We start from the raw sequence: 17,024 nt of genomic DNA, 5'->3' as shown, positions 1-17,024 counted from the left end.
AGTCGCATGTGTGGAAAGGAAGTTGCCATGTCGGACAGCGTGGTTCCAGGTTCCGGGACAGAGCCTGACAAGGCGAGCGTGGCCCGGATGTACGACGCCATGCTGGGCGGACAGCACAACTTCGCCATCGACCGGGAGGCGGTGGCCGCCTTCACCGCCATCGACCCCCAGGTGCGCACCCTGGCCCGCGCCAACCGGGACTTCCTCGGCCGGGCGGTGCGCTTCCTGGTCGACTCGGGGGTGCGGCAGTTCATCGACCTCGGCTCGGGCATCCCCACCCAGGGCAACGTCCACGAGGTGGCCCAGGCCGCCGACCCGGACGCCCGCGTGGTGTACGTCGACAACGACCCCGTCGCCGTGGCGCACAGCGCGTCCCTGCTCGCCGACAACCCGCACGCCGACATCGTCGACGGCGACATCCGCAGGCCGGGCGACATCCTCGACTCCCCCCAGCTGCGCAAGCTGATCGACTTCGAGCGGCCCGTCGCCGTACTGATGAACGCGATCCTGCACTTCATCACGCCCGAGGAGGACCCGGACCGCATCGTGGGCACCTTCCGGGACGCCCTGCCCGAGGGCAGCTGGCTGGCCATGTCCCACGCGACCAACCAGGACCGCCCCGACACCGCCGCCGCCGTGGGGCAGCTGTACCGGTCCCGCGCCACCTCCCCGGTGACCGCCCGCTCGCACGACGAGATCCTCGGCCTCTTCTCCGGCTTCGACCTCGTGGAGCCCGGCCTGGTCCACGTCCCGCTGTGGCGCCCGGACCCGGCCGAACCCCTGCCGGACAACCCGACCGAGTACTGGGTGTACGCCGGGGTCGGCCGCGCCACCGCCAAGTAGCCGGGGTCGGCCGCGCCTGCGCCAAGCAGGGGACCGGCAGGATTGAGGCCGGGGCACACGGGCACCTGGGGCCAGAGGACGGCGGGCGTTCCGCCGTCCGGCTGGTGGCAGGGAGAGGCCGTGCTCATGGACAGAAGACCGACTCCGGCGCCGGACGGGACCGGCCACGCCCCGACACCGCCGCTGCTGCCCGGCGGCTACGACCCGGCCGACTACGCCGGGACCGTGGCCCGGGCCGCCGAGGCGGCCGGGGTGTCGCCGGTGCTGCTGATGACCGTGCTGCACAACGAGGCGTACAAACCGCACCACCCGCTCCTCGAACGGCTCTGGCAGTGGTGGAAGCCCGGCGCGTCCTTCGGGGTGGCCAACATGCACCGCGCCGCCTTCGAGTCGGTCCGGCGCGCCTACGGTCTGTCCGGGCGGTTCCAGGACCTGCGCGACGACCCCGCGTTCGCCCTCCGCGTCGCCGCCCTGCACCTGCGGGACCTCGACCGGGCCCTGCCCGCGCGCCACGGGCGCCGCTACACCCGCGACGAACTCCTCGCCCTCGGCTACAACGCGGGCGAACGGAACATGCGGGCCTTCGCCCGGGGCGTGCCGCCGGGCCCCATGGCACGGTCGTACCTGCGGCGCTACCGCGACTGCCGCGGCCGCGCCGCCGACGCGCTGGCGGAGGGCGGCAGGCCGCGCGACACGGACGCCGTGGCGGGCTGAACCGCCGCTCCGGCCGCCCGCCGCGGCCCACCGGATGCAGGCGGCCGGTTTCTGGGTGACGGTAGTCGGAGAGGCCCAGCCGACGTGCCCGCGCACGGCCGGAGGGTCCGCCCGGCCTTCTCGACCGGGCGGCGGGGTCCACCACGGCGACGGCGAGGAGGAACTGTGGCTACTTCCGATCACCAGCACGAGGGCCCCGCGGACGGCGGAGCGGCCGGCGAGCCCGGCGTGCACGACGGCGGAGCGGACGGCAGCGCCGAGGGTCCCGCGGACGGCGGGGCGGCGGGCGTTCCCGGCGTCCACGACGGCGGAGCCGACGGCGGCGCCGAGGGTCCCGGAGACGGCGGCGCGGCCGGTGTCCCCGGCGTCCACGACGGCGGAGCCGACGGCAGCGCGGACCACGGCGCGGACCATGGCGCCGACCACGGTGCCGACGAAGGCGCCGAGGGTCCTGCCGACGGCGGCGCGGCCGGTGTCCCCGGTGTCCACGACGGCGGTGCCGACGGCGGCGCGGACGGCGGGGCTTGACCAGCCCGGCCGACGGCTCCCGTGATCCCGGCGCCCTCGCGGGTGCCGGGACGCTGGAGCGCCGCCTGACCGACCTCGGCCTGGACGACTTCGCGCGGGACGTCTGGTCGCGCACCGCGCTGCTCACCCGCCGCGCGAGCGACTTCTCCGACGTGTTCGACGCCGACGCGGTGGACGAACTCCTCTCGCGCCGGGGCCTGCGCACGCCCTTCCTCCGGGTCGCCAAGAACGGCACCGTGCTCCCGGAGTCGTCCTACACCTCGCCCGGCGGGGTCGGCGCCACCATCTCCGACCAGCTCGACGACACCGCCCTGTGGCGGCTGTTCGCGGACGGCGCCACGCTCGTCCTCCAGGCGCTCCAGCGCACCTGGGGGCCCGTCGGGGAGCTGTGCGCCGGGCTGAGCGCCGAACTGGGGCACCCGGTGCAGGCCAACGCCTACATCACCCCGCCGCAGAGCCAGGGCTTCGACGACCACTACGACGTCCACGATGTCTTCGTGGTCCAGATCCAGGGCAGCAAACGCTGGCTGGTGCGCGAGCCCGTCCACCCGGACCCGCTCCGGGACCAGCCCTGGACCGACCGCCGGGATGCCGTCGCCGAGGCCGCCGAGGGGCCCGCGTACATCGACACCGTGCTGGAGCCCGGCGACGTCCTCTACCTGCCGCGCGGCTGGCTGCACGCCGCCCGGGCGAAGGGCGAGGTCTCCATCCACCTGACCCTGGGCGTCCACGTCTGGACCCGCTACGCGCTGGCAGAACAGCTCGCCGAGGCCGCGCTCGCCGCGCTGCGCGACGACCCCTGGGCCCGCGCCTCCCTGCCGCTCGGCGCCGACGCCACGGCCCAGGTGCTCGACGACGTCCGCGAACGCCTCACCGAGGCCGTCTCCGGCGCCGACTCGGAACCGCTGTTCCACCGCGCCCGGCGCGGCCAGGGCCGCCCGGCACCGCTCGGGCCGCTGGCCCAGCTCGCCGCCGTCGACGCCCTCGGACCCGAGTCGCCCGTACGGCTGCGCGACGCGCTGGCAGCACGGCTGGAGGGCGCCCGCCTGACGACGCGGGTCGGCTGGCTCGACTTCCCCGCGGCCGACCTGCCCCTGGTCGCCCGCCTGCTCGACGGCGAGGTCCGTACCGCCGGTGACCTCGGGCTCGGACTCGCCGGACGGCTGCTGCGCGCGGGCGTACTGGTACCGGCCGGACAGTAGCGGCCCGGTGACCACCACAGACCGGTTCTTCTGCGCCGACGCCGCCCGGATACGCGGTGACTCCATCGCGGGCACCGCGCCGCGCGGCACGGTCTGGGTGCTGATCGAGTACCGGGGCGCCTGGCCCACCAACGGCTACGACGGCATCGACTTCGACCCGGTGGTCAAGGCCCACGTCTGGGCGGCCGCCCACGCGGTCCGGGCCCGGATCTTCCTGATCAGGCGTCTCGCCCGTCCCAGACCCCAGGGGCCCGGCCGCTGGGCCGTACTGCACTACGAGCGGTCGGGCGCCTGCCGCCAGCGCTGGGGCAGCTGGACCGGCGACCAGGACCTCGTGGAGATCGCCGACGCCCTGCGCTCACCGGGCCTGCTCGACCAGCCGCCGGTCGTCCTGGTCTGCGTCCACGGGCAGCACGACATCTGCTGCGCGGTGCGCGGACGTCCCGTGGCCCGGGCCCTCAGCGAGCGCTGGCCCAACCTCGTCTGGGAGTGCACCCATGTGGGCGGGGACCGGTTCGCCGCCAACGTCGTCGTCGTGCCCGACGGGACGTACTACGGCGCTCTCGACCCCACCTCGGCCGTGGAGGTGGTCGGGGAGCACCTCGCCGGACGCGTCCACCCGGACTTCCTGCGCGGGTACACCGACCTCGCCCCGCCGCAGCAGGTCGCCGTCGCCGCCCTGCTCGCCCGCTTCGGCCCGGCCGGGCGCTACGACTACACGGTCACCGGGACCGCCCGCGACGGCGACGACTGGCGCATCCGCGTCGAACTCCACGCCCCCCGCCCGACCGCCTTCGACATCGAGGTGCACGCCCACCGCACCGCCCCCTACCGGCTGACCTGCCGGGGCCCCGTGCCGAGCCCCGCGGTCGCCTACGAGGTGCGGTCCATCCACTCGGCCTGACCCCTTGCCTTCGAGCGCACGCCAACTCCTAGCGTTGGAGGGGGACTTACCGGAAGGAGCATCATGACCAGAACCTGGTTCATCACCGGCACCTCGTCCGGGTTCGGCCGCCTCCTCACCGAGCGGCTGCTCGCGCGCGGCGACCGGGTGGCGGCCACCCTGCGCCGCCCCGAGGCCCTGGACGACCTGCGCGCCGAACACGGCGACCGGCTGCGGACCGCCCGGCTCGACGTCACCGACACCGCCCAGGTCGGTCAGGTCGTGGCCGACGCCTTCGCGGACCTGGGCGAGATCGACGTCATCGTCAACAACGCGGGGTACGGCGTCTTCGCGTCCGTCGAGGAGGCCACCGACGAACAGATCCGGCGGGTGATCGACACCAACCTGCTCGGCTCCATCCACGTCATCCGCGCCGCGCTGCCCCACCTGCGCGCCCAGGGCCACGGCCGCATCCTCCAGGTCTCCACTGCGGGCGGCCAGACGACCTACCCCGGCTTCGCCTACTACCACGCCTCCAAATGGGGCATCGAGGGCTTCTGCGAGACGGCCGCCCAGGAGATCGCTCCCTTCGGCATCGCCCTCACCATCGTCGAACCCGGCGCCACCCCGACCGGCTTCGGCACCGCCCTGGACACCGCCCCACCGATGCCGGAGTACGCCGCCACCCCGGCCGGTGAGATCCGGCAGGCCCTCACCGACGGCACCTTCGTCCTCCCCAACGCCCCGGAGAAGATCGCCCAGGCCATGATCGACCTGGTCGACAGCGGCGCGGCCCCGCTCCGGCTGCCCCTCGGCTCGGACACGTACCACGACGTCCGCGCCGACCTGATGGCCCGCCTGACGGAACACGACGGCCAGCGGGACGCGGCCCTCTCGGTGGTCAGCGACGAGACGGAGGCCCCGTGAAAACGCGACGCGAAAAGAAAGACGCGAAAAGAAAGGTGACGTGAACTGTCACCTTTGGCGTGCACCGTAGAAGCATGACCCAAGACCTCAGCACTCAGCTCGCCGACCGGATCGCACTCGTCGCCGGGGCCACCCGGGGCGCCGGGCGGGCGATGGCCGTCGAACTCGGCCGGGCCGGAGCCACCGTCTACGTCACCGGACGCACCACCCGCGAGCGGACCAGTGAGGTCGGCCGGGACACCGAGACCATCGAGGAGACGGCGGAGCTGGTCACGGCGGCCGGGGGCACCGGGATCGCCGTACCCACCGACCATCTGGACCCCGACCAGGTGCGCGCCCTCGTCGAGCGGATCGACCGCGAGCAGGGGCGGCTCGACATCCTCGTCAACGACCTCTGGGGCGGCGAACACCTCCTCGTCAACGCGGTCTTCGGCAAGAAGAGCTGGGAGACCCCCCTCGAGGACGGCCTGCGCATCCTCGAACTCGGCGTGCGCTCGCACGTGATCACCGCCGCGCTCGCCCTCCCGCTCCTGATCCGGTCCGACGCCCCGCTGCACGTGGAGGTCACCGACGGCACGGCGGTCTTCAACCGCCGCTACCGGGAGAACCTCTACTACGACCTCGCCAAGAACGCCCCCATCCGCATCGCCTTCGGCCTGGGCGAGGAACTCGAGGAGTACGGCGGCACGGCCGTCGCCGTCACACCCGGCTTCCTGCGCTCGGAGCAGATGCTCGGCCACTTCGGCGTGACCGAGGAGAACTGGCGGGACGCGGCCGCCCAGGAACCCGACTTCGCCACCGCCGAGTCGCCCGCCTACCTCGCCCGCGGCATCGCCGCCCTCGCCGCCGACCCCGACCGCGCCGCCCGCTGGAACGGCAGGTCCACCTCCAGCGCCGAACTCGCCCGGACCTACGACCTCACCGACATCGACGGCAGCCGACCGGACGTCTGGGCGTACTTCGAGGAGGTCAAGTCCGGCCGCAAGGAGGGCACCCCCGACGACTACCGCTGACCGGTCACGCCGTACAGCGCGGCGAGGGCTCGCGCGTGCGCGCGGAAGCGCTCGCGCAGGCCGTCCGGGGCCAGTACCTCCACCTCCGCGCCCAACTCGCTGAGCTGGGCGAACGCGATCTCCTCCGACTCCACCGGCAGCTCGACCGTCACCCGGCCGTCGGGGTCCGGCGCGCTCGCCGCCGCCAGCGCCTCGGTGACCCCGGCCGGGTCCGCGACGGCGGCGAGGCGATGCAGACCGGGCTCGGTCAGGCGCAGGGTGGCCGTCGTCCGCAGCAGCGTCCGGGCGAACACCGCCGCGTTCGCCCGCCAGTACTCGGTCAGGTCGAAGCCGGGGTCGCGGACGAAGGGTTCGCCCTCGGTGGGGGAGAGGGCCGTGACCCGGTCGACGCGGTATGTGCGCCAGGAGGCGTCCGGGACCCGGCCCACGACGTACCAGACGCCCGCTTTGAGGACGAGCCCGTACGGCTCCAGCAGGCGGGTCACCGCGTCGTCCCGGCCCGGCCGCGCGTAGCTGATCCGGACGGTGCGGTCGGACCACACGGCACGGGCCAGCTCGGGCAGCAGCTCGGGTGTCGACGGTTCGCGGAACCAGGCCGGGGCGTCCAGGTGGAACCGGCGCACCGACGACTCGGCCGCCGCGCGGAGCGACGGGAGGAGGGTGGCGGAGAGCTTCAGCCGGGCGGTGTCCGCCGCGTCGGAGAGGCCGAGGTCGCGCAGGGCGGAGGGCAGACCGGAGAGGTAGAGGGTCTCGGCCTCGGTGGGGTGCAGGGTGGTGAGCCGCGTGCGATGGCCCGGCGCCAGGTGGTAGCCGCCCGCGCGGCCGCGCTCGGCCCGGATGGGGACGCCCGCCTCCTGGAGGGCCTGGGCGTCGCGGATCACGGTACGCCGGGAGACGTCCAGTTCACGGGCGAGTGCGTCGGCGGTCAGGCCGGGGCTGGACTGGACGAGCAGGGCCATGCGGATCAGGCGGGCGGCGCGCATGGGTCCAGCATCGTGCACGGGGGCGCCCCGGGCCGGGGCGCCCCCGCCGCCTCACGACCGGGCGAAGTCCCGCGGCCGGAACTTCCGCTCCTTGAGGTGCCGTTCGATGTCCTCCAGGCTGCGCCCGGTCAGCTCCGGCATCTTGAGCCGGACGAACACCCAGGCGGCGACGTTGAAGAGGGCGTAGATCCAGAAGACCTGGCCCACACCGAAGGCGCTGATCATGGTGAGCAGGGTCAGGGTGATCAGCAGGTTGGTGCTCCACAGGGTGGCCGACTGGACGCTGGTGGCGGCCGACCGGACCGACAGCGGGTGGATCTCGGAGCCGGTGAGCCAGCCCATCAGCTGGAGGCCGCCCGCGTTGAAGAACATGAAGGCCAGCAGGCAGCCCACGATCGCCGGGACGTAGGCACGGGTGCCGTGGCCGGTGACGTAGAGGGCGCCGAGGGCGAAGAGGCTGAGCGCGGCGCCGGGCACCATGATGAGGGTGAGCCTGCGGCGGCCTACCTTGTCCACGATCCACAGGCCCACGATCATCATCACCAGGTAGACCACGCCGAGCGCGACGCTGATCCGCAGGGCGTCGGTCTGCGGGAAGCCGTTGTCGGTGAGGATGGTCGGCGCGTAGTAGATGATCATCTCGATGCCGGACAGCTGGGTGAAGGCCGCGATGCCGCAGCCCACGATCAGCGCCGGGCGCACCCACGGCTGCCGCAGCCCGCGCCAGCCCCGCTCGGCACGGTCGGTGTCCTCCTGCTGCCTGGCCAGCCCCGTGATCTCGTCCAGCTCGGCGTCCACGTCGTAGCCCTCGGGCCGCAGCTCCTCCAGGACCTCGCGTGCCCGGTCCGTCCGCCCATGGCGCAGGATCAGCCAGCGCGGGCTCTCCGGCAGCCGCAGCTGGCCCAGCAGCATCAGCAGGGCGGGGACGGCGGCCGCGCCGATCGCCACCCGCCAGGACACGGCCTCGGTGGCACCGACGACCGTGGCGATGACGATGCCGACGCCGATGGCGAGCTGGAAGCAGAGCACCAGCCGTCCCCGGATCGCCATGGGGGCCAGCTCGGCGACATACATCGGCACGGTCTGGGTGGCGCCGCCGACGGCGAAGCCGAGCAGCACGCGGGCGAGCGCCAGACCGACCGCGTTGGGGGCGAAGGCGCAGGTCAGGCTGCCCACGATGAACACCCCGCAGATCAGCAGGATGGTGCGGTGCCGCCCGAGACGCTCGCACAGCCGACTGCACACCAGGGAGCCGATCACGGCACCGAGCAGGATGCCCGCCGCGATCGTCTCCTTCATCGTGCCGCCGATGTGGAACTCGTCGGAGATCTGGAGCAGCGCGCCGGAGATGATGCCGGTGTCGTAGCCGTACAGCAGACCGCTGATGGCCGACACCACGGCCGCCATCAGCATGTGCCCGTTCAGCCCGCCCACTGCGGCTTTGGCCTGATCCGTACGGCGAGGCTTGCTGGTTGTCCCTCGTTCGTGTGACTCGCCGGGGCGGCGGTCGTCCACGCTCTGCACTGACACCGTGATCCATTCCTTCGAATCCGGGTCTCTCGGCGCCCGGACGGGGAACGTCTGCCCTGATGAGAGCGGGTGATGCGCACGGAAGGGGCGGACCATACCAGTTGGCGACGTGCCGTGTTCGCATGGACACGCAATGTTGTCATGGGTCAAGCAATGCGGAATGCTCGTGTCCATGTACTCCCAGCAACAGCACGACGGGGGCGGAACGGGGGTGTCCGCCTCCGCGCAGCGGGGCTCGGTGTGGGTGATGGAGCTGCGCGGCGAACTCGACCTGGCCTTCATCGACCGCGTCGAGCGCGCCACCGCCGACGTCCTGCGGCTCTTCCCCGGCCCGCTCGTGTACGACCTCCGGCACCTGAGCTTCGCCGACTCCCTGCTCGTCAACCACCTGCTCGCCACCCGGCGGCAGCGTCCGGTCGGCCTGATAGGCACCAACCGGTACGTGGACCGCATGCTGGAAGTCACCGGCACCGCCGCGGTGTTGCCCACCTTCGCCAGCCCGGAGGCGGCCGAGGCCGGGCTCACCCGCGCGGGGTAGCGCCCTTGGTGCGCACCGGCGCGGTCTCCGGCAGCCGCCAGGTGCACAGGGCGCTGGCGAGGCCGGCCGCCGCCATGTACGCGGCCAGGTACCAGGGCCGGTCCCCGCCCGCGCCGACCAGCAGGGTGGCGATGAAGGGGGAGGTCCCGGCGAAGATGACGCCGTTGATCTCGCGCACGAAGACCAGCCCGCTGTAGCGGACCTCGGTGGGCAGCGACTCGGCGTAGAAGGTGCCCGCGACCGCGAAGATCGAGTTGAGGAAGAGGGCGAACGCGATGGTGATCGCGGTGTAGATCAGCCACGGCTCCCGCGTGTCCACCATCAGGAAGAACGGGTACGCGAACAGCGTGATGGCCACCGCCCCGCCGATCATCACCGGCTTGCGCCCCACCCGGTCGGACAGCGCGCCCGCCAGCGGGATGGTGAGGATCGAGACGGCCGAGGCGATGGTGATGCCGAGCACGGCCGTGCCGGACGACAGCCCGAGCTGGTTGGTGAGGTAGCTCGGCAGATAGCCCTGGATCGCGTACGAGGCGATGGCCGTGGCGCAGCCGGAACCGATCAGCAGCGCGATCGCCTTGGGACGGGCCTTGATCGCGGCGAGCACGGGCAGCTTCTCGCGCCTGCCGCTGTCGCGGGCGGCCTCGAACTGCTCGGTCTCCGGCGCCGCGTTGCGGATCAGCAGCGCGATCACCACGACCAGGGCACTGGCCAGGAACGGGACGCGCCAGCCCCAGCTGAGGAAGTCGTCCTCGGGCAGCGTGGAGACGGCGGCGACCGCGCCGGAGGCGATGACGACGCCGATGAACTCGCCCGCGCCGGGCAGCGATCCGTAGAAGCCGCGCTTCTGCTCCTGGGCGGCCTCCGTCGACATCACGTACGCGCCACCGAGTTCGGCGCCGACGCCGAAGCCCTGCATCATCCGGCACAGCACGAGCAGCACCGGGGCCCAGATGCCGATCTGGTGGTACGTCGGCAGCAGGCCGATGGCGAGGGTGCCCGCACCCATCAGGACGACGGTGAGGATCAGCACCGGGCGACGGCCTATCCGGTCACCGAGGTGCGCGAGGAGCAGCCCGCCGATCGGGCGGACCGCGAAGCCCAGTCCGAAGGTGGCGAAGGAGGCCAGGGTGGCCGCGAAGGGCGAGATCGACGGAAAGAAGATCTTGTTGAAGACGATCGCGGCACAGGCGCCGAAGAGGAAGAAGTCGTACCACTCCAGGATCGACCCTACGACGCTCGCGGCCGCCGTTCTGCGCTGACGCGTCCGGGCGGTCAGCGGCGGGCGCGGGGCGGATTCCTGGCGGGCGGATGCGCTCGTCGTCGGGCTCATCGCACTCCCTTTCACCATCGGTCGGGGACGTGTGCGCCCTGCGTGTTGCAACATACGCACGCCTGTTGCGCAAGGGCTGCTAATGTTCTTCACGGCCACAGCCGCATGTCAATGGAGGGGATGGCGATGACCGGTACGACGGTCTGCCTCGGCGAGACGATGGCGCAGGTCACCCCGGCCGACGGCGAAGGGCTGGAACACAGCCGGGAGTTGCGGCTCGCCGTCGCGGGAGCCGAGTCGACGGTCGCGCAGTATCTGGCCGACCTGGGGCATCGGGCCGCGTGGGTGAGCCGCGTCGGGGACGATCCGCTCGGGCGGCGGATCGTCGCGGCGGTCGCTGGGCGCGGGGTGGATGTCGGCGGGGTCCGAGTTGATCCGGACGCGCCAACGGGCGTCTATTTCAAGGACCCTGGCCCCCAGGGCACCCGTGTGCACTACTACCGGCGTGGCTCGGCGGCCTCGCGGATGGGGCCTTCCGACGCCGAGCGCGTCGACCTGGCCGGGGCTCGGCTGCTGCATCTGACGGGGATCACACCCGCGTTGTCGGAGGGGTGCAGGGAGCTGGTGGAGCTGCTCATGGAACGGGCCTCTAGGGCGGGGGTGTTGGTGTCGTTCGACGTGAATCACCGGCCCGCGCTGTGGAGTTCGCGCGATGAGGCGGGGACGGTGCTGCGCGACCTGGCCCGGCGAGCCGACGTCGTGTTCGTCGGCCGGGATGAGGGCGAGCGGCTGTGGGGCACCGCCACGGCGGAGGAGATCCACGCCCACCTCGCGCCGCGCGGCACGCTGGTCGTGAAGGACGGTGCGGTCGGCGCCACCGAATTCAGCGGCGGTGAGCGGGAGTTCGTACGCGCACCTGCTGTCGATGTCATCGAGGAAGTCGGCGCGGGAGACGCCTTCGCCGCCGGATACCTCAGCGGTCTCCTGCGCGGATCGGCGTCCCGCGAACGGCTCGCCCTCGGCCACCGCCTGGCCGGGCGCACCCTGCGCAGCATCGAGGACTATGTGCCCGCCGACACCTTGGAAGGGAACTGAGCCATGTCACAGACGGTGAGACGGGCCATCGACATCCTGGAGTTCATCGCCCGCGGACCCCGCACCCAGACCGAGGTCGGCGACCACCTCGGCGTACACCGGTCGACCGCGCTGCGCATCCTGGAGTCGCTGACCGACGGCGGACTCGCGCGACGGCTGCCCGACGGGCGGTACGCGGTCGGCCATCGGCTCGCCGGGCTAGCCCAGTTGGCCCTGGAGCAGTTCGGGCTCAAGGAGATCGCGGCCGGGCACCTGCGCGCCCTCGGGGAGCGCTGCGGACACACCGTGCACCTGGCCGCGCTGGAGGGCGACCGGATCGTCTACGTCGACAAGGTCGACCCGGTGGACGGGGTGCGCCTGTACTCCCAGATCGGTAGGCCCGTGACCCTGCACACCGCCGGTGTCGCCAAGGCGATCCTCGCCCACGTACCGCGCCCCACGGCCGAAGCCCTGCTCGCCACCTGCGACTTCGCCCCGCACACCGGCACCACGATCACCGACCCGGTCGCCTACCGGAAGGCGCTGGACGAGACCCGCGCCCGCGGCTTCGCCGTGGACGACGGCGAGTACGAGGACTACGTGAACTGCGTCGCCGTACCCGTCCGGGACAGCGGTGGCGAGGTGGTCGCCGCGATCTCCGTGACCGCGCTCAAGGCGAAGGCGGACCTCACCGCCCTGGAGCGGGATGTGCTGCCCGAGCTGATCACCACCGCAGAGACGATCTCCAGGGAGCTGGGATGGCGACCGTGAACCCCCTGTCCTTCGACCGGATCTTCGCGCAGGCGCCCGTGATGGCGATCCTGCGCGGGATGTCGCGGGAGAAGTCCGTCGAACTGGCCTCCCGCGCCTGGGATCTGGGCATCGAGTGCGTCGAGGTGCCGGTGCAGAGCCGGGAGGCAGCGGAGGTGCTCACCGCCGTCGTGGCGGCGGGCGGCGAGCGCGGAAAGCCGGTCGGCGCGGGCACCGTCACCTCGGCGGAGCGGCTGGCGTGGGCGGTGTCGGCCGGAGCCGCCTTCACCGTGGCGCCGGGGCTCGACGTCGAGGTGGCGCGGGCCAGCGTCGCCGCCGGGCTGCCGCATCTGCCCGGTGTGGCGACGGCCACCGATGTCCAGGCCGCGCGGGCGCTGGGCCTGGACTGGCTGAAGGCGTTCCCGGCGAGCGTGCTCGGCCCGGACTGGTTCCGCGCCATGCGCGGGCCCTTCCCCGAGGTGCCGTTCGTCGCCACCGGCGGCATCGACGCGTCGAACGCGGCCGCGTACCTGGCGGCGGGCGCCAAGGTCGTCGCCGTCGGCTCGGCGCTCGAAGACCCGGAGCAACTCCGTTCACTGGCCGACCTCTTGAAGCCCTGAACCACCCGCACGCAGACAGGAGCCGCCGCACCATGAAGATCACCGCTCTCACGACCTACCTCGTCGCTCCCCGCTGGCTCTTCCTCAAGATCGAGACGGACGAGGGGATCACCGGCTGGGGCGAGCCCGTGGTCGAGGGCCGCGCGCACACCGTCGCCGCGGCCGTCGACGAACTCTCCGACTACCTCATCGGCCAGGACCCGCTGCGTATCGAGGACCACTGGCAGGTCATGACCAAGGGCGGCTTCTACCGCGGCGGTCCCGTCCTGTCGTCCGCCGTGTCCGGCATCGACCAGGCGCTGTGGGACATCAAGGGCAAGCACCACGGCGTCCCGGTGCACGATCTGCTCGGCGGCGCGGTACGGGACCGGATGCGGATGTACTCCTGGATCGGCGGCGACGACCCCAGCGAGGCCGCCGAGCACGCGGCGCGGCGCCTCGAACAGGGCTACCGCGCCGTGAAGATGAACGTCGGCGGCCGCCTGAAGCACCTGGAGACCTCCCGCGAGATCGACGCCGTGCTCGCCCGCGTCGCCTCCGTCCGCGAGGTGATGGGCGAGGACGGGGACGTCGCCATCGACTTCCACGGCCGCACCTCACCCGCCCTCGCCAAGCAGCTCGCCCGCGCCCTGGAACCGCTGCGGCCCATGTTCATCGAGGAACCGCTGCTCCCCGAACTCACCTCCCAGTACCGCGACTTCACGGCCTCCACCAGCATCCCGGTGGCCACCGGCGAACGCCTCTACTCCCGTTGGGACTTCGACCCGGTCCTGCGCTCCGGCATCGCGCTCGCCCAGCCCGACCTGTCGCACGCGGGCGGCATCTCCGAGGTGCGCCGGATCGCGGCCCAGGCCGAGGTGCACGGCGTCGGACTCGCCCCGCACTGCCCGCTGGGCCCCATCGCCCTCGCGGCCTGCCTCCAGGTTGACTTCGCCAGCCCGAACGCGTTCATCCAGGAGACCAGCCTCGGCATCCACTACAACGTCGGCTCCGACCTCGGTGACTACCTGGTCGACACCTCAGTCTTCGACTTCGACACCACCGACGGCCACATGGCCCGGCTGACCGCGCCCGGCCTCGGCATCGAGATCGACGAGGCCGCCGTCACCAAGGCCGCCGAGAACGGCCACCGTTGGCGCAACCCGGTGTGGCGGCACGCGGACGGCTCCTTCGCGGAGTGGTGAGCCCGGCACGGTGAGAGGTGTGACGGCCAATCTGGTCCAACCAGTTGACCAGTGCCCGGCCGTCACCCACTCTGTTCGCCATGACTCCCTTACCCGTACGGCGTGAGGCGGTCTCCGACCAGCTGTACGCCGTACTGCGCGACCGGATTCTCGGCGGGGCCCTTCCGCCCGGCGCCCCGCTCACCGCCGAACGGGACCTCGCCGCCGAGTTCGGGGTGAACCGGCACGCGGTCCGCGAGGCCGTGAAGCGGCTCCAGCAGGCCCGGCTGGTCGAGGTCAGCCACGGCGGCCGCACTCTCGTCCTGGACTGGCGGCGCACCGCCGGACTCGACCTCGCCCTGGGGCTCGCCGCCGCCGACACCGGACCCACGATCGCCGAACTCACCCGCGACGCACTGGAGATGCGGGTCTGCATCGGTGCCGACGCGGCCCGACTGTGCGCGCTGCGCTGCTCCGACCAGGCCGCCTCGAGAATCATGGAGAGCGCGGGCCGGTACGCCGTACAGGGCCCGGATCTGGCCGAGTTGGGCGAGGCGGACGTCGCCTGGTGGCGGCTGATCGTGGAGGGCTCCGGGAACATCGCCTACCTGCTGGCCTTCAACAGCCTGGTCACCGGCGCGCTCCCGGTCGCCGAGGCACCCGACGCCCTGCGCGCCGACGAACTCCTGGACGTGGAAGCCCATGTGCGGCTCGGCACGCTGATCGCCGCCCGCGAGGCCCACGCCGCCGAACACCTCGCCCGTGAACTGCTCTCCCGCAGTGTCCCCACCGAAGCCCCGGAAGCGGTGAACTGACATGATCCCGGCCGTCGTCTACGCGATACCCGCGTTCGTGCTCCTCGTCGTCGTGGAGGCGCTGTCGTACCGTTTCCTCCCCGACGACGACGAACGCGGCTACGAACTGCGCGACACCGTCACCAGCATGTCCATGGGCGCGGGCAGCCAGGTCATCGGGCTGCCGTGGAAGGCGGTGACGGTCGTGGTGTTCGCCGCCGCCTTCACCGTCGCCCCCTGGCACCTCTCGCCGTCCTCCCCGTGGACCTGGCTGCTGCTGTTCTTCGCCGACGACCTGGCGTACTACGTCTTCCACCGCGCCCATCACCGGGTGCGGGTGCTGTGGGCGAGCCATGTGGTCCACCACTCCAGCCTGCGCTTCAACCTGTCGACCGCGCTGCGGCAGAGCTGGACGCCGATGACGACGCTGCCGTTCTGGCTGCCGCTGGCGCTGCTCGGTGTACCGCCCTGGATGATCCTGCTCCAGCAGTCGGTCAGCCTGGTCTACCAGTTCTTCCTGCACACCGAGCGGGTGGACAAGCTGTGGCGGCCGGTGGAGTGGGTGTTCAACACCCCGTCCCACCACCGCGCGCACCACGGCTCCAACTACGTCTACCTGGACCGCAACTACGGCGGCATCCTCATCGTCTGGGACCGCCTGCTGGGCACCTTCGAGGCCGAGGGCGAGCGCGTGGTGTACGGCCTGACGAAGAACATCGACACCCACAACCCGCTCCGCGTCGCCTTCCACGAGTACGCGGCCACCTGGCGCGACATCCGCACGGCCCGCACCTGGCGGGACCGCGCCGGATACCTGCTGGGCCCACCCGGCTGGACACCGGCGTCCCGCTGACCCTGGGCGAGAAGGCTCCGTATGGACACCGAGCGAATTCCCCATTGTGTTTCGTCGTCTATTCTCGCCGGAATCGGAACCGCGGAACCCGCCGTTCGCACCCGATTCCTCCCCCGCGTCATGGCAGGGAAAAGCTGTTCGAGCTACGGCTGACAACCCTCCTGCGGCGCAGTAGAGTTCAGGCATCACGGGGGTGATGGACATTTGGTATGGGCGTTCATTGGCATTCCCCCGTGGCTGAAATTGACACGAGGGACGGGGAACGCATGAACGGGGACGGTGCACCGAAAGCAGGCGCGCAGGGGACCGCGTTACTGCACGGCGCGGGCGGGGTCGAAGGCGTGGACGTCTCCGCGCTGGACACACTGACACCGCGCGAGCGGGAAGTACTCAGAGTGCTGCCGATCGGCGACGGCAACCGGGCCCTGGCCCGCCGCCTCGGTATCGCCGAACGGACGGTCAAGGCCCATCTGACCAGCATCACCCGCAAGCTGGGCCTGCGGAACCGGGTGGAAGCCACGCTGGTGTCGGTGCGCTGGGCGGAGCAGCTCGGCTCGGGCGGGACGTGCCTGAACCGCACATGACGGAGACGCCGGACCGTTCCCGCGAGGTCGCCGTCTGGACGCTGTGGATACCCGATCACGCGGCGGCGGCGGCTCGGCTGGCGGGGATGCTGGACGCCGAGGAGGCCGAGCGGGCCGCGGGCTTCCGGGACCCGCTGGCCCGCCGGCGGTACGTCACCTCCCATGTCGGCCTTCGTCTGCTGATCGGCCGGTGCCTGGGGATCGCCCCGCGGGACGTCGCGTTCCGCCGTGAAGTCTGCGGGATGACGGACTGCGAGCAGCCGCACGGGCGGCCGGTGATCGCCGGCCGCCCGGGGCCCTCCTTCTCCCTCTCGCACGCGGGCGACACGGCCCTCTACGCGATCGCCGAGTCGCCCGTGGGAGCGGACATCGAGTCGGCCGAGCTGATGGCGGGCGGTCTCGACAGCGTGGGCCGCCGACTGCACAGCGAGGAACAGCGCGCGATCGCCGCCCTGCCCCCCGCCCTGCGCGGCCCGGCCCTGCTGGGCTGCTGGGTGCGCAAGGAGGCGTACTTCAAGGGCCTCGGCACCGGGCTCGCCGCCGGGATAGGGCGCCATCACGTCGGGCTTCCCGCGCGGTTCGCACCCGCTGAGGCCCCCGCCGGACCGCCGGGCTGGTCCCTCATCGACGTACCCGCCCCCGCCGGATACCGGGCCGCCGTCGCCGTCCGCGACGACGGCGACGGCGGCCCGGCGGACGACCGCGCTCCGACCGTGCGGGTACGCCCCCTGCGCCTGCCGTAGAGCGGCCGG

19 protein-coding genes are annotated in these 17,024 nt (G+C 72.4%); 16 read left to right on the top strand and 3 right to left on the bottom strand.

Annotation, left to right across the window (positions count from 1 at the left end; translation table 11 throughout):
• Window positions 1–27: 27 nt before the first annotated feature.
• The 7 genes from ACI2LY_RS03435 to ACI2LY_RS03405 all read left to right on the top strand — a co-directional run bounded on the left by ACI2LY_RS03435 (window position 28) and on the right by ACI2LY_RS03405 (window position 6,110).
• On the top strand, window positions 28–843 hold the full coding sequence (locus ACI2LY_RS03435; protein ID WP_404705634.1) for an SAM-dependent methyltransferase: 816 nt from the start codon (window positions 28–30) through the stop codon (window positions 841–843).
• Between the two features lie 126 nt (window positions 844–969).
• Window positions 970–1,557, top strand: coding sequence for a lytic transglycosylase domain-containing protein (locus ACI2LY_RS03430; RefSeq protein WP_404705633.1), 588 nt, complete (start codon window positions 970–972; stop codon window positions 1,555–1,557).
• Between the two features lie 165 nt (window positions 1,558–1,722).
• Window positions 1,723–2,085 carry a BatC protein gene (locus tag ACI2LY_RS03425; protein WP_393591147.1) on the top strand — a complete coding sequence of 121 codons (363 nt, stop codon included), beginning with the start codon at window positions 1,723–1,725 and terminating at the stop codon, window positions 2,083–2,085.
• Entirely contained in the window at window positions 2,082–3,287 is a 1,206-nt protein-coding gene (locus ACI2LY_RS03420) for a cupin domain-containing protein (protein WP_404705632.1), read from the top strand. The genes ACI2LY_RS03425 and ACI2LY_RS03420 overlap by 4 nt, the downstream gene beginning before the upstream one ends.
• 7 nt (window positions 3,288–3,294) lie before the next feature.
• Window positions 3,295–4,191: a sucrase ferredoxin gene (locus tag ACI2LY_RS03415; protein WP_404705631.1), complete on the top strand. Its 897-nt coding sequence runs from the start codon at window positions 3,295–3,297 to the stop codon at window positions 4,189–4,191.
• Window positions 4,192–4,254: 63 nt separating this feature from the next.
• Window positions 4,255–5,097, top strand: a complete 843-nt coding sequence (locus ACI2LY_RS03410; protein ID WP_404705630.1) for an SDR family oxidoreductase — start codon at window positions 4,255–4,257, stop codon at window positions 5,095–5,097.
• 74 nt (window positions 5,098–5,171) lie between these two features.
• Window positions 5,172–6,110 carry an SDR family oxidoreductase gene (locus ACI2LY_RS03405; RefSeq protein WP_404705629.1) on the top strand — a complete coding sequence of 313 codons (939 nt, stop codon included), beginning with the start codon at window positions 5,172–5,174 and terminating at the stop codon, window positions 6,108–6,110.
• Here ACI2LY_RS03405 and ACI2LY_RS03400 read toward each other — a convergent pair.
• Entirely contained in the window at window positions 6,101–7,093 is a 993-nt protein-coding gene (locus ACI2LY_RS03400) for a helix-turn-helix transcriptional regulator (RefSeq protein WP_404705628.1), read from the bottom strand. The genes ACI2LY_RS03405 and ACI2LY_RS03400 overlap by 10 nt on opposite strands.
• Window positions 7,094–7,144: 51 nt before the next feature.
• Window positions 7,145–8,623: a sugar porter family MFS transporter gene (locus ACI2LY_RS03395; RefSeq protein WP_404705627.1), complete on the bottom strand. Its 1,479-nt coding sequence runs from the start codon at window positions 8,621–8,623 to the stop codon at window positions 7,145–7,147.
• Window positions 8,624–8,795: 172 nt separating this feature from the next.
• On the opposite strand from ACI2LY_RS03395, the gene ACI2LY_RS03390 reads away from it, so the two are divergent.
• Complete coding sequence (locus tag ACI2LY_RS03390; protein WP_404705626.1) at window positions 8,796–9,161, top strand: STAS domain-containing protein; 366 nt, start codon at window positions 8,796–8,798, stop codon at window positions 9,159–9,161.
• Here ACI2LY_RS03390 and ACI2LY_RS03385 read toward each other — a convergent pair.
• Entirely contained in the window at window positions 9,145–10,494 is a 1,350-nt protein-coding gene (locus ACI2LY_RS03385) for an MFS transporter (RefSeq protein ID WP_404705625.1), read from the bottom strand. The two genes, ACI2LY_RS03390 and ACI2LY_RS03385, sit on opposite strands and share 17 nt — an antisense overlap.
• 126 nt (window positions 10,495–10,620) lie before the next feature.
• Here ACI2LY_RS03385 and ACI2LY_RS03380 point away from each other — a divergent pair, with 126 nt between their 5' ends.
• The 8 genes from ACI2LY_RS03380 (at window position 10,621) to ACI2LY_RS03345 (ending at window position 17,015) form a co-directional block, all read left to right on the top strand.
• Window positions 10,621–11,529, top strand: coding sequence for a sugar kinase (locus tag ACI2LY_RS03380; protein WP_404705624.1), 909 nt, complete (start codon window positions 10,621–10,623; stop codon window positions 11,527–11,529).
• A gap of 3 nt (window positions 11,530–11,532) precedes the next feature.
• Window positions 11,533–12,279 (top strand): IclR family transcriptional regulator, encoded by a 747-nt coding sequence (locus ACI2LY_RS03375; protein ID WP_404705623.1) that lies wholly within the window; start codon window positions 11,533–11,535, stop codon window positions 12,277–12,279.
• Window positions 12,267–12,878, top strand: a complete 612-nt coding sequence (locus tag ACI2LY_RS03370) for a bifunctional 4-hydroxy-2-oxoglutarate aldolase/2-dehydro-3-deoxy-phosphogluconate aldolase (protein WP_404705622.1) — start codon at window positions 12,267–12,269, stop codon at window positions 12,876–12,878. Before ACI2LY_RS03375 ends, ACI2LY_RS03370 begins: the two co-directional genes overlap by 13 nt.
• Window positions 12,879–12,910: 32 nt before the next feature.
• Window positions 12,911–14,062, top strand: a complete 1,152-nt coding sequence (gene dgoD, locus ACI2LY_RS03365) for a galactonate dehydratase (RefSeq protein WP_404705621.1) — start codon at window positions 12,911–12,913, stop codon at window positions 14,060–14,062.
• Window positions 14,063–14,142: 80 nt separating this feature from the next.
• Window positions 14,143–14,856, top strand: coding sequence for a FadR/GntR family transcriptional regulator (locus tag ACI2LY_RS03360; protein ID WP_404705620.1), 714 nt, complete (start codon window positions 14,143–14,145; stop codon window positions 14,854–14,856).
• Window position 14,857: 1 nt separating this feature from the next.
• A complete protein-coding gene (locus tag ACI2LY_RS03355) occupies window positions 14,858–15,688 on the top strand; it encodes a sterol desaturase family protein (protein ID WP_404705619.1) in 831 nt (276 codons plus the stop codon).
• Between the two features lie 266 nt (window positions 15,689–15,954).
• Window positions 15,955–16,272 carry a helix-turn-helix transcriptional regulator gene (locus ACI2LY_RS03350; protein ID WP_404705618.1) on the top strand — a complete coding sequence of 106 codons (318 nt, stop codon included), beginning with the start codon at window positions 15,955–15,957 and terminating at the stop codon, window positions 16,270–16,272.
• Window positions 16,269–17,015, top strand: a complete 747-nt coding sequence (locus tag ACI2LY_RS03345; protein ID WP_404705617.1) for a 4'-phosphopantetheinyl transferase family protein — start codon at window positions 16,269–16,271, stop codon at window positions 17,013–17,015. Before ACI2LY_RS03350 ends, ACI2LY_RS03345 begins: the two co-directional genes overlap by 4 nt.
• The last annotated feature ends 9 nt before the right edge of the window (window positions 17,016–17,024 follow it).

Origin of the sequence: Streptomyces sp. NPDC002176, assembly GCF_044903645.1 — a bacterium.
Lineage (GTDB): Bacteria > Actinomycetota > Actinomycetes > Streptomycetales > Streptomycetaceae > Streptomyces.
Note: the sequence above shows the minus strand (reverse complement) of the source record. Positions and strands in the feature narration are given on the sequence as shown.

What these genes read in the sequence shown, in the direction of transcription:
- ACI2LY_RS03435 (WP_404705634.1), top strand. Translation starts at nt 28, where the DNA reads ATGTCGGACAGCGTGGTTCCAGGTTCCGGGACAGAGCCTGACAAGGCG.
- ACI2LY_RS03430 (WP_404705633.1), top strand. Translation starts at nt 970, where the DNA reads ATGGACAGAAGACCGACTCCGGCGCCGGACGGGACCGGCCACGCCCCG.
- ACI2LY_RS03410 (WP_404705630.1), top strand. Translation starts at nt 4,255, where the DNA reads ATGACCAGAACCTGGTTCATCACCGGCACCTCGTCCGGGTTCGGCCGC.
- ACI2LY_RS03405 (WP_404705629.1), top strand. Translation starts at nt 5,172, where the DNA reads ATGACCCAAGACCTCAGCACTCAGCTCGCCGACCGGATCGCACTCGTC.
- ACI2LY_RS03400 (WP_404705628.1), bottom strand. Translation starts at nt 7,093, where the DNA reads ATGCGCGCCGCCCGCCTGATCCGCATGGCCCTGCTCGTCCAGTCCAGC.
- ACI2LY_RS03390 (WP_404705626.1), top strand. Translation starts at nt 8,796, where the DNA reads ATGTACTCCCAGCAACAGCACGACGGGGGCGGAACGGGGGTGTCCGCC.
- ACI2LY_RS03385 (WP_404705625.1), bottom strand. Translation starts at nt 10,494, where the DNA reads ATGAGCCCGACGACGAGCGCATCCGCCCGCCAGGAATCCGCCCCGCGC.
- ACI2LY_RS03380 (WP_404705624.1), top strand. Translation starts at nt 10,621, where the DNA reads ATGACCGGTACGACGGTCTGCCTCGGCGAGACGATGGCGCAGGTCACC.
- ACI2LY_RS03375 (WP_404705623.1), top strand. Translation starts at nt 11,533, where the DNA reads ATGTCACAGACGGTGAGACGGGCCATCGACATCCTGGAGTTCATCGCC.
- ACI2LY_RS03370 (WP_404705622.1), top strand. Translation starts at nt 12,267, where the DNA reads ATGGCGACCGTGAACCCCCTGTCCTTCGACCGGATCTTCGCGCAGGCG.
- dgoD (WP_404705621.1), top strand. Translation starts at nt 12,911, where the DNA reads ATGAAGATCACCGCTCTCACGACCTACCTCGTCGCTCCCCGCTGGCTC.
- ACI2LY_RS03360 (WP_404705620.1), top strand. Translation starts at nt 14,143, where the DNA reads ATGACTCCCTTACCCGTACGGCGTGAGGCGGTCTCCGACCAGCTGTAC.
- ACI2LY_RS03355 (WP_404705619.1), top strand. Translation starts at nt 14,858, where the DNA reads ATGATCCCGGCCGTCGTCTACGCGATACCCGCGTTCGTGCTCCTCGTC.
- ACI2LY_RS03350 (WP_404705618.1), top strand. Translation starts at nt 15,955, where the DNA reads ATGAACGGGGACGGTGCACCGAAAGCAGGCGCGCAGGGGACCGCGTTA.
- ACI2LY_RS03345 (WP_404705617.1), top strand. Translation starts at nt 16,269, where the DNA reads ATGACGGAGACGCCGGACCGTTCCCGCGAGGTCGCCGTCTGGACGCTG.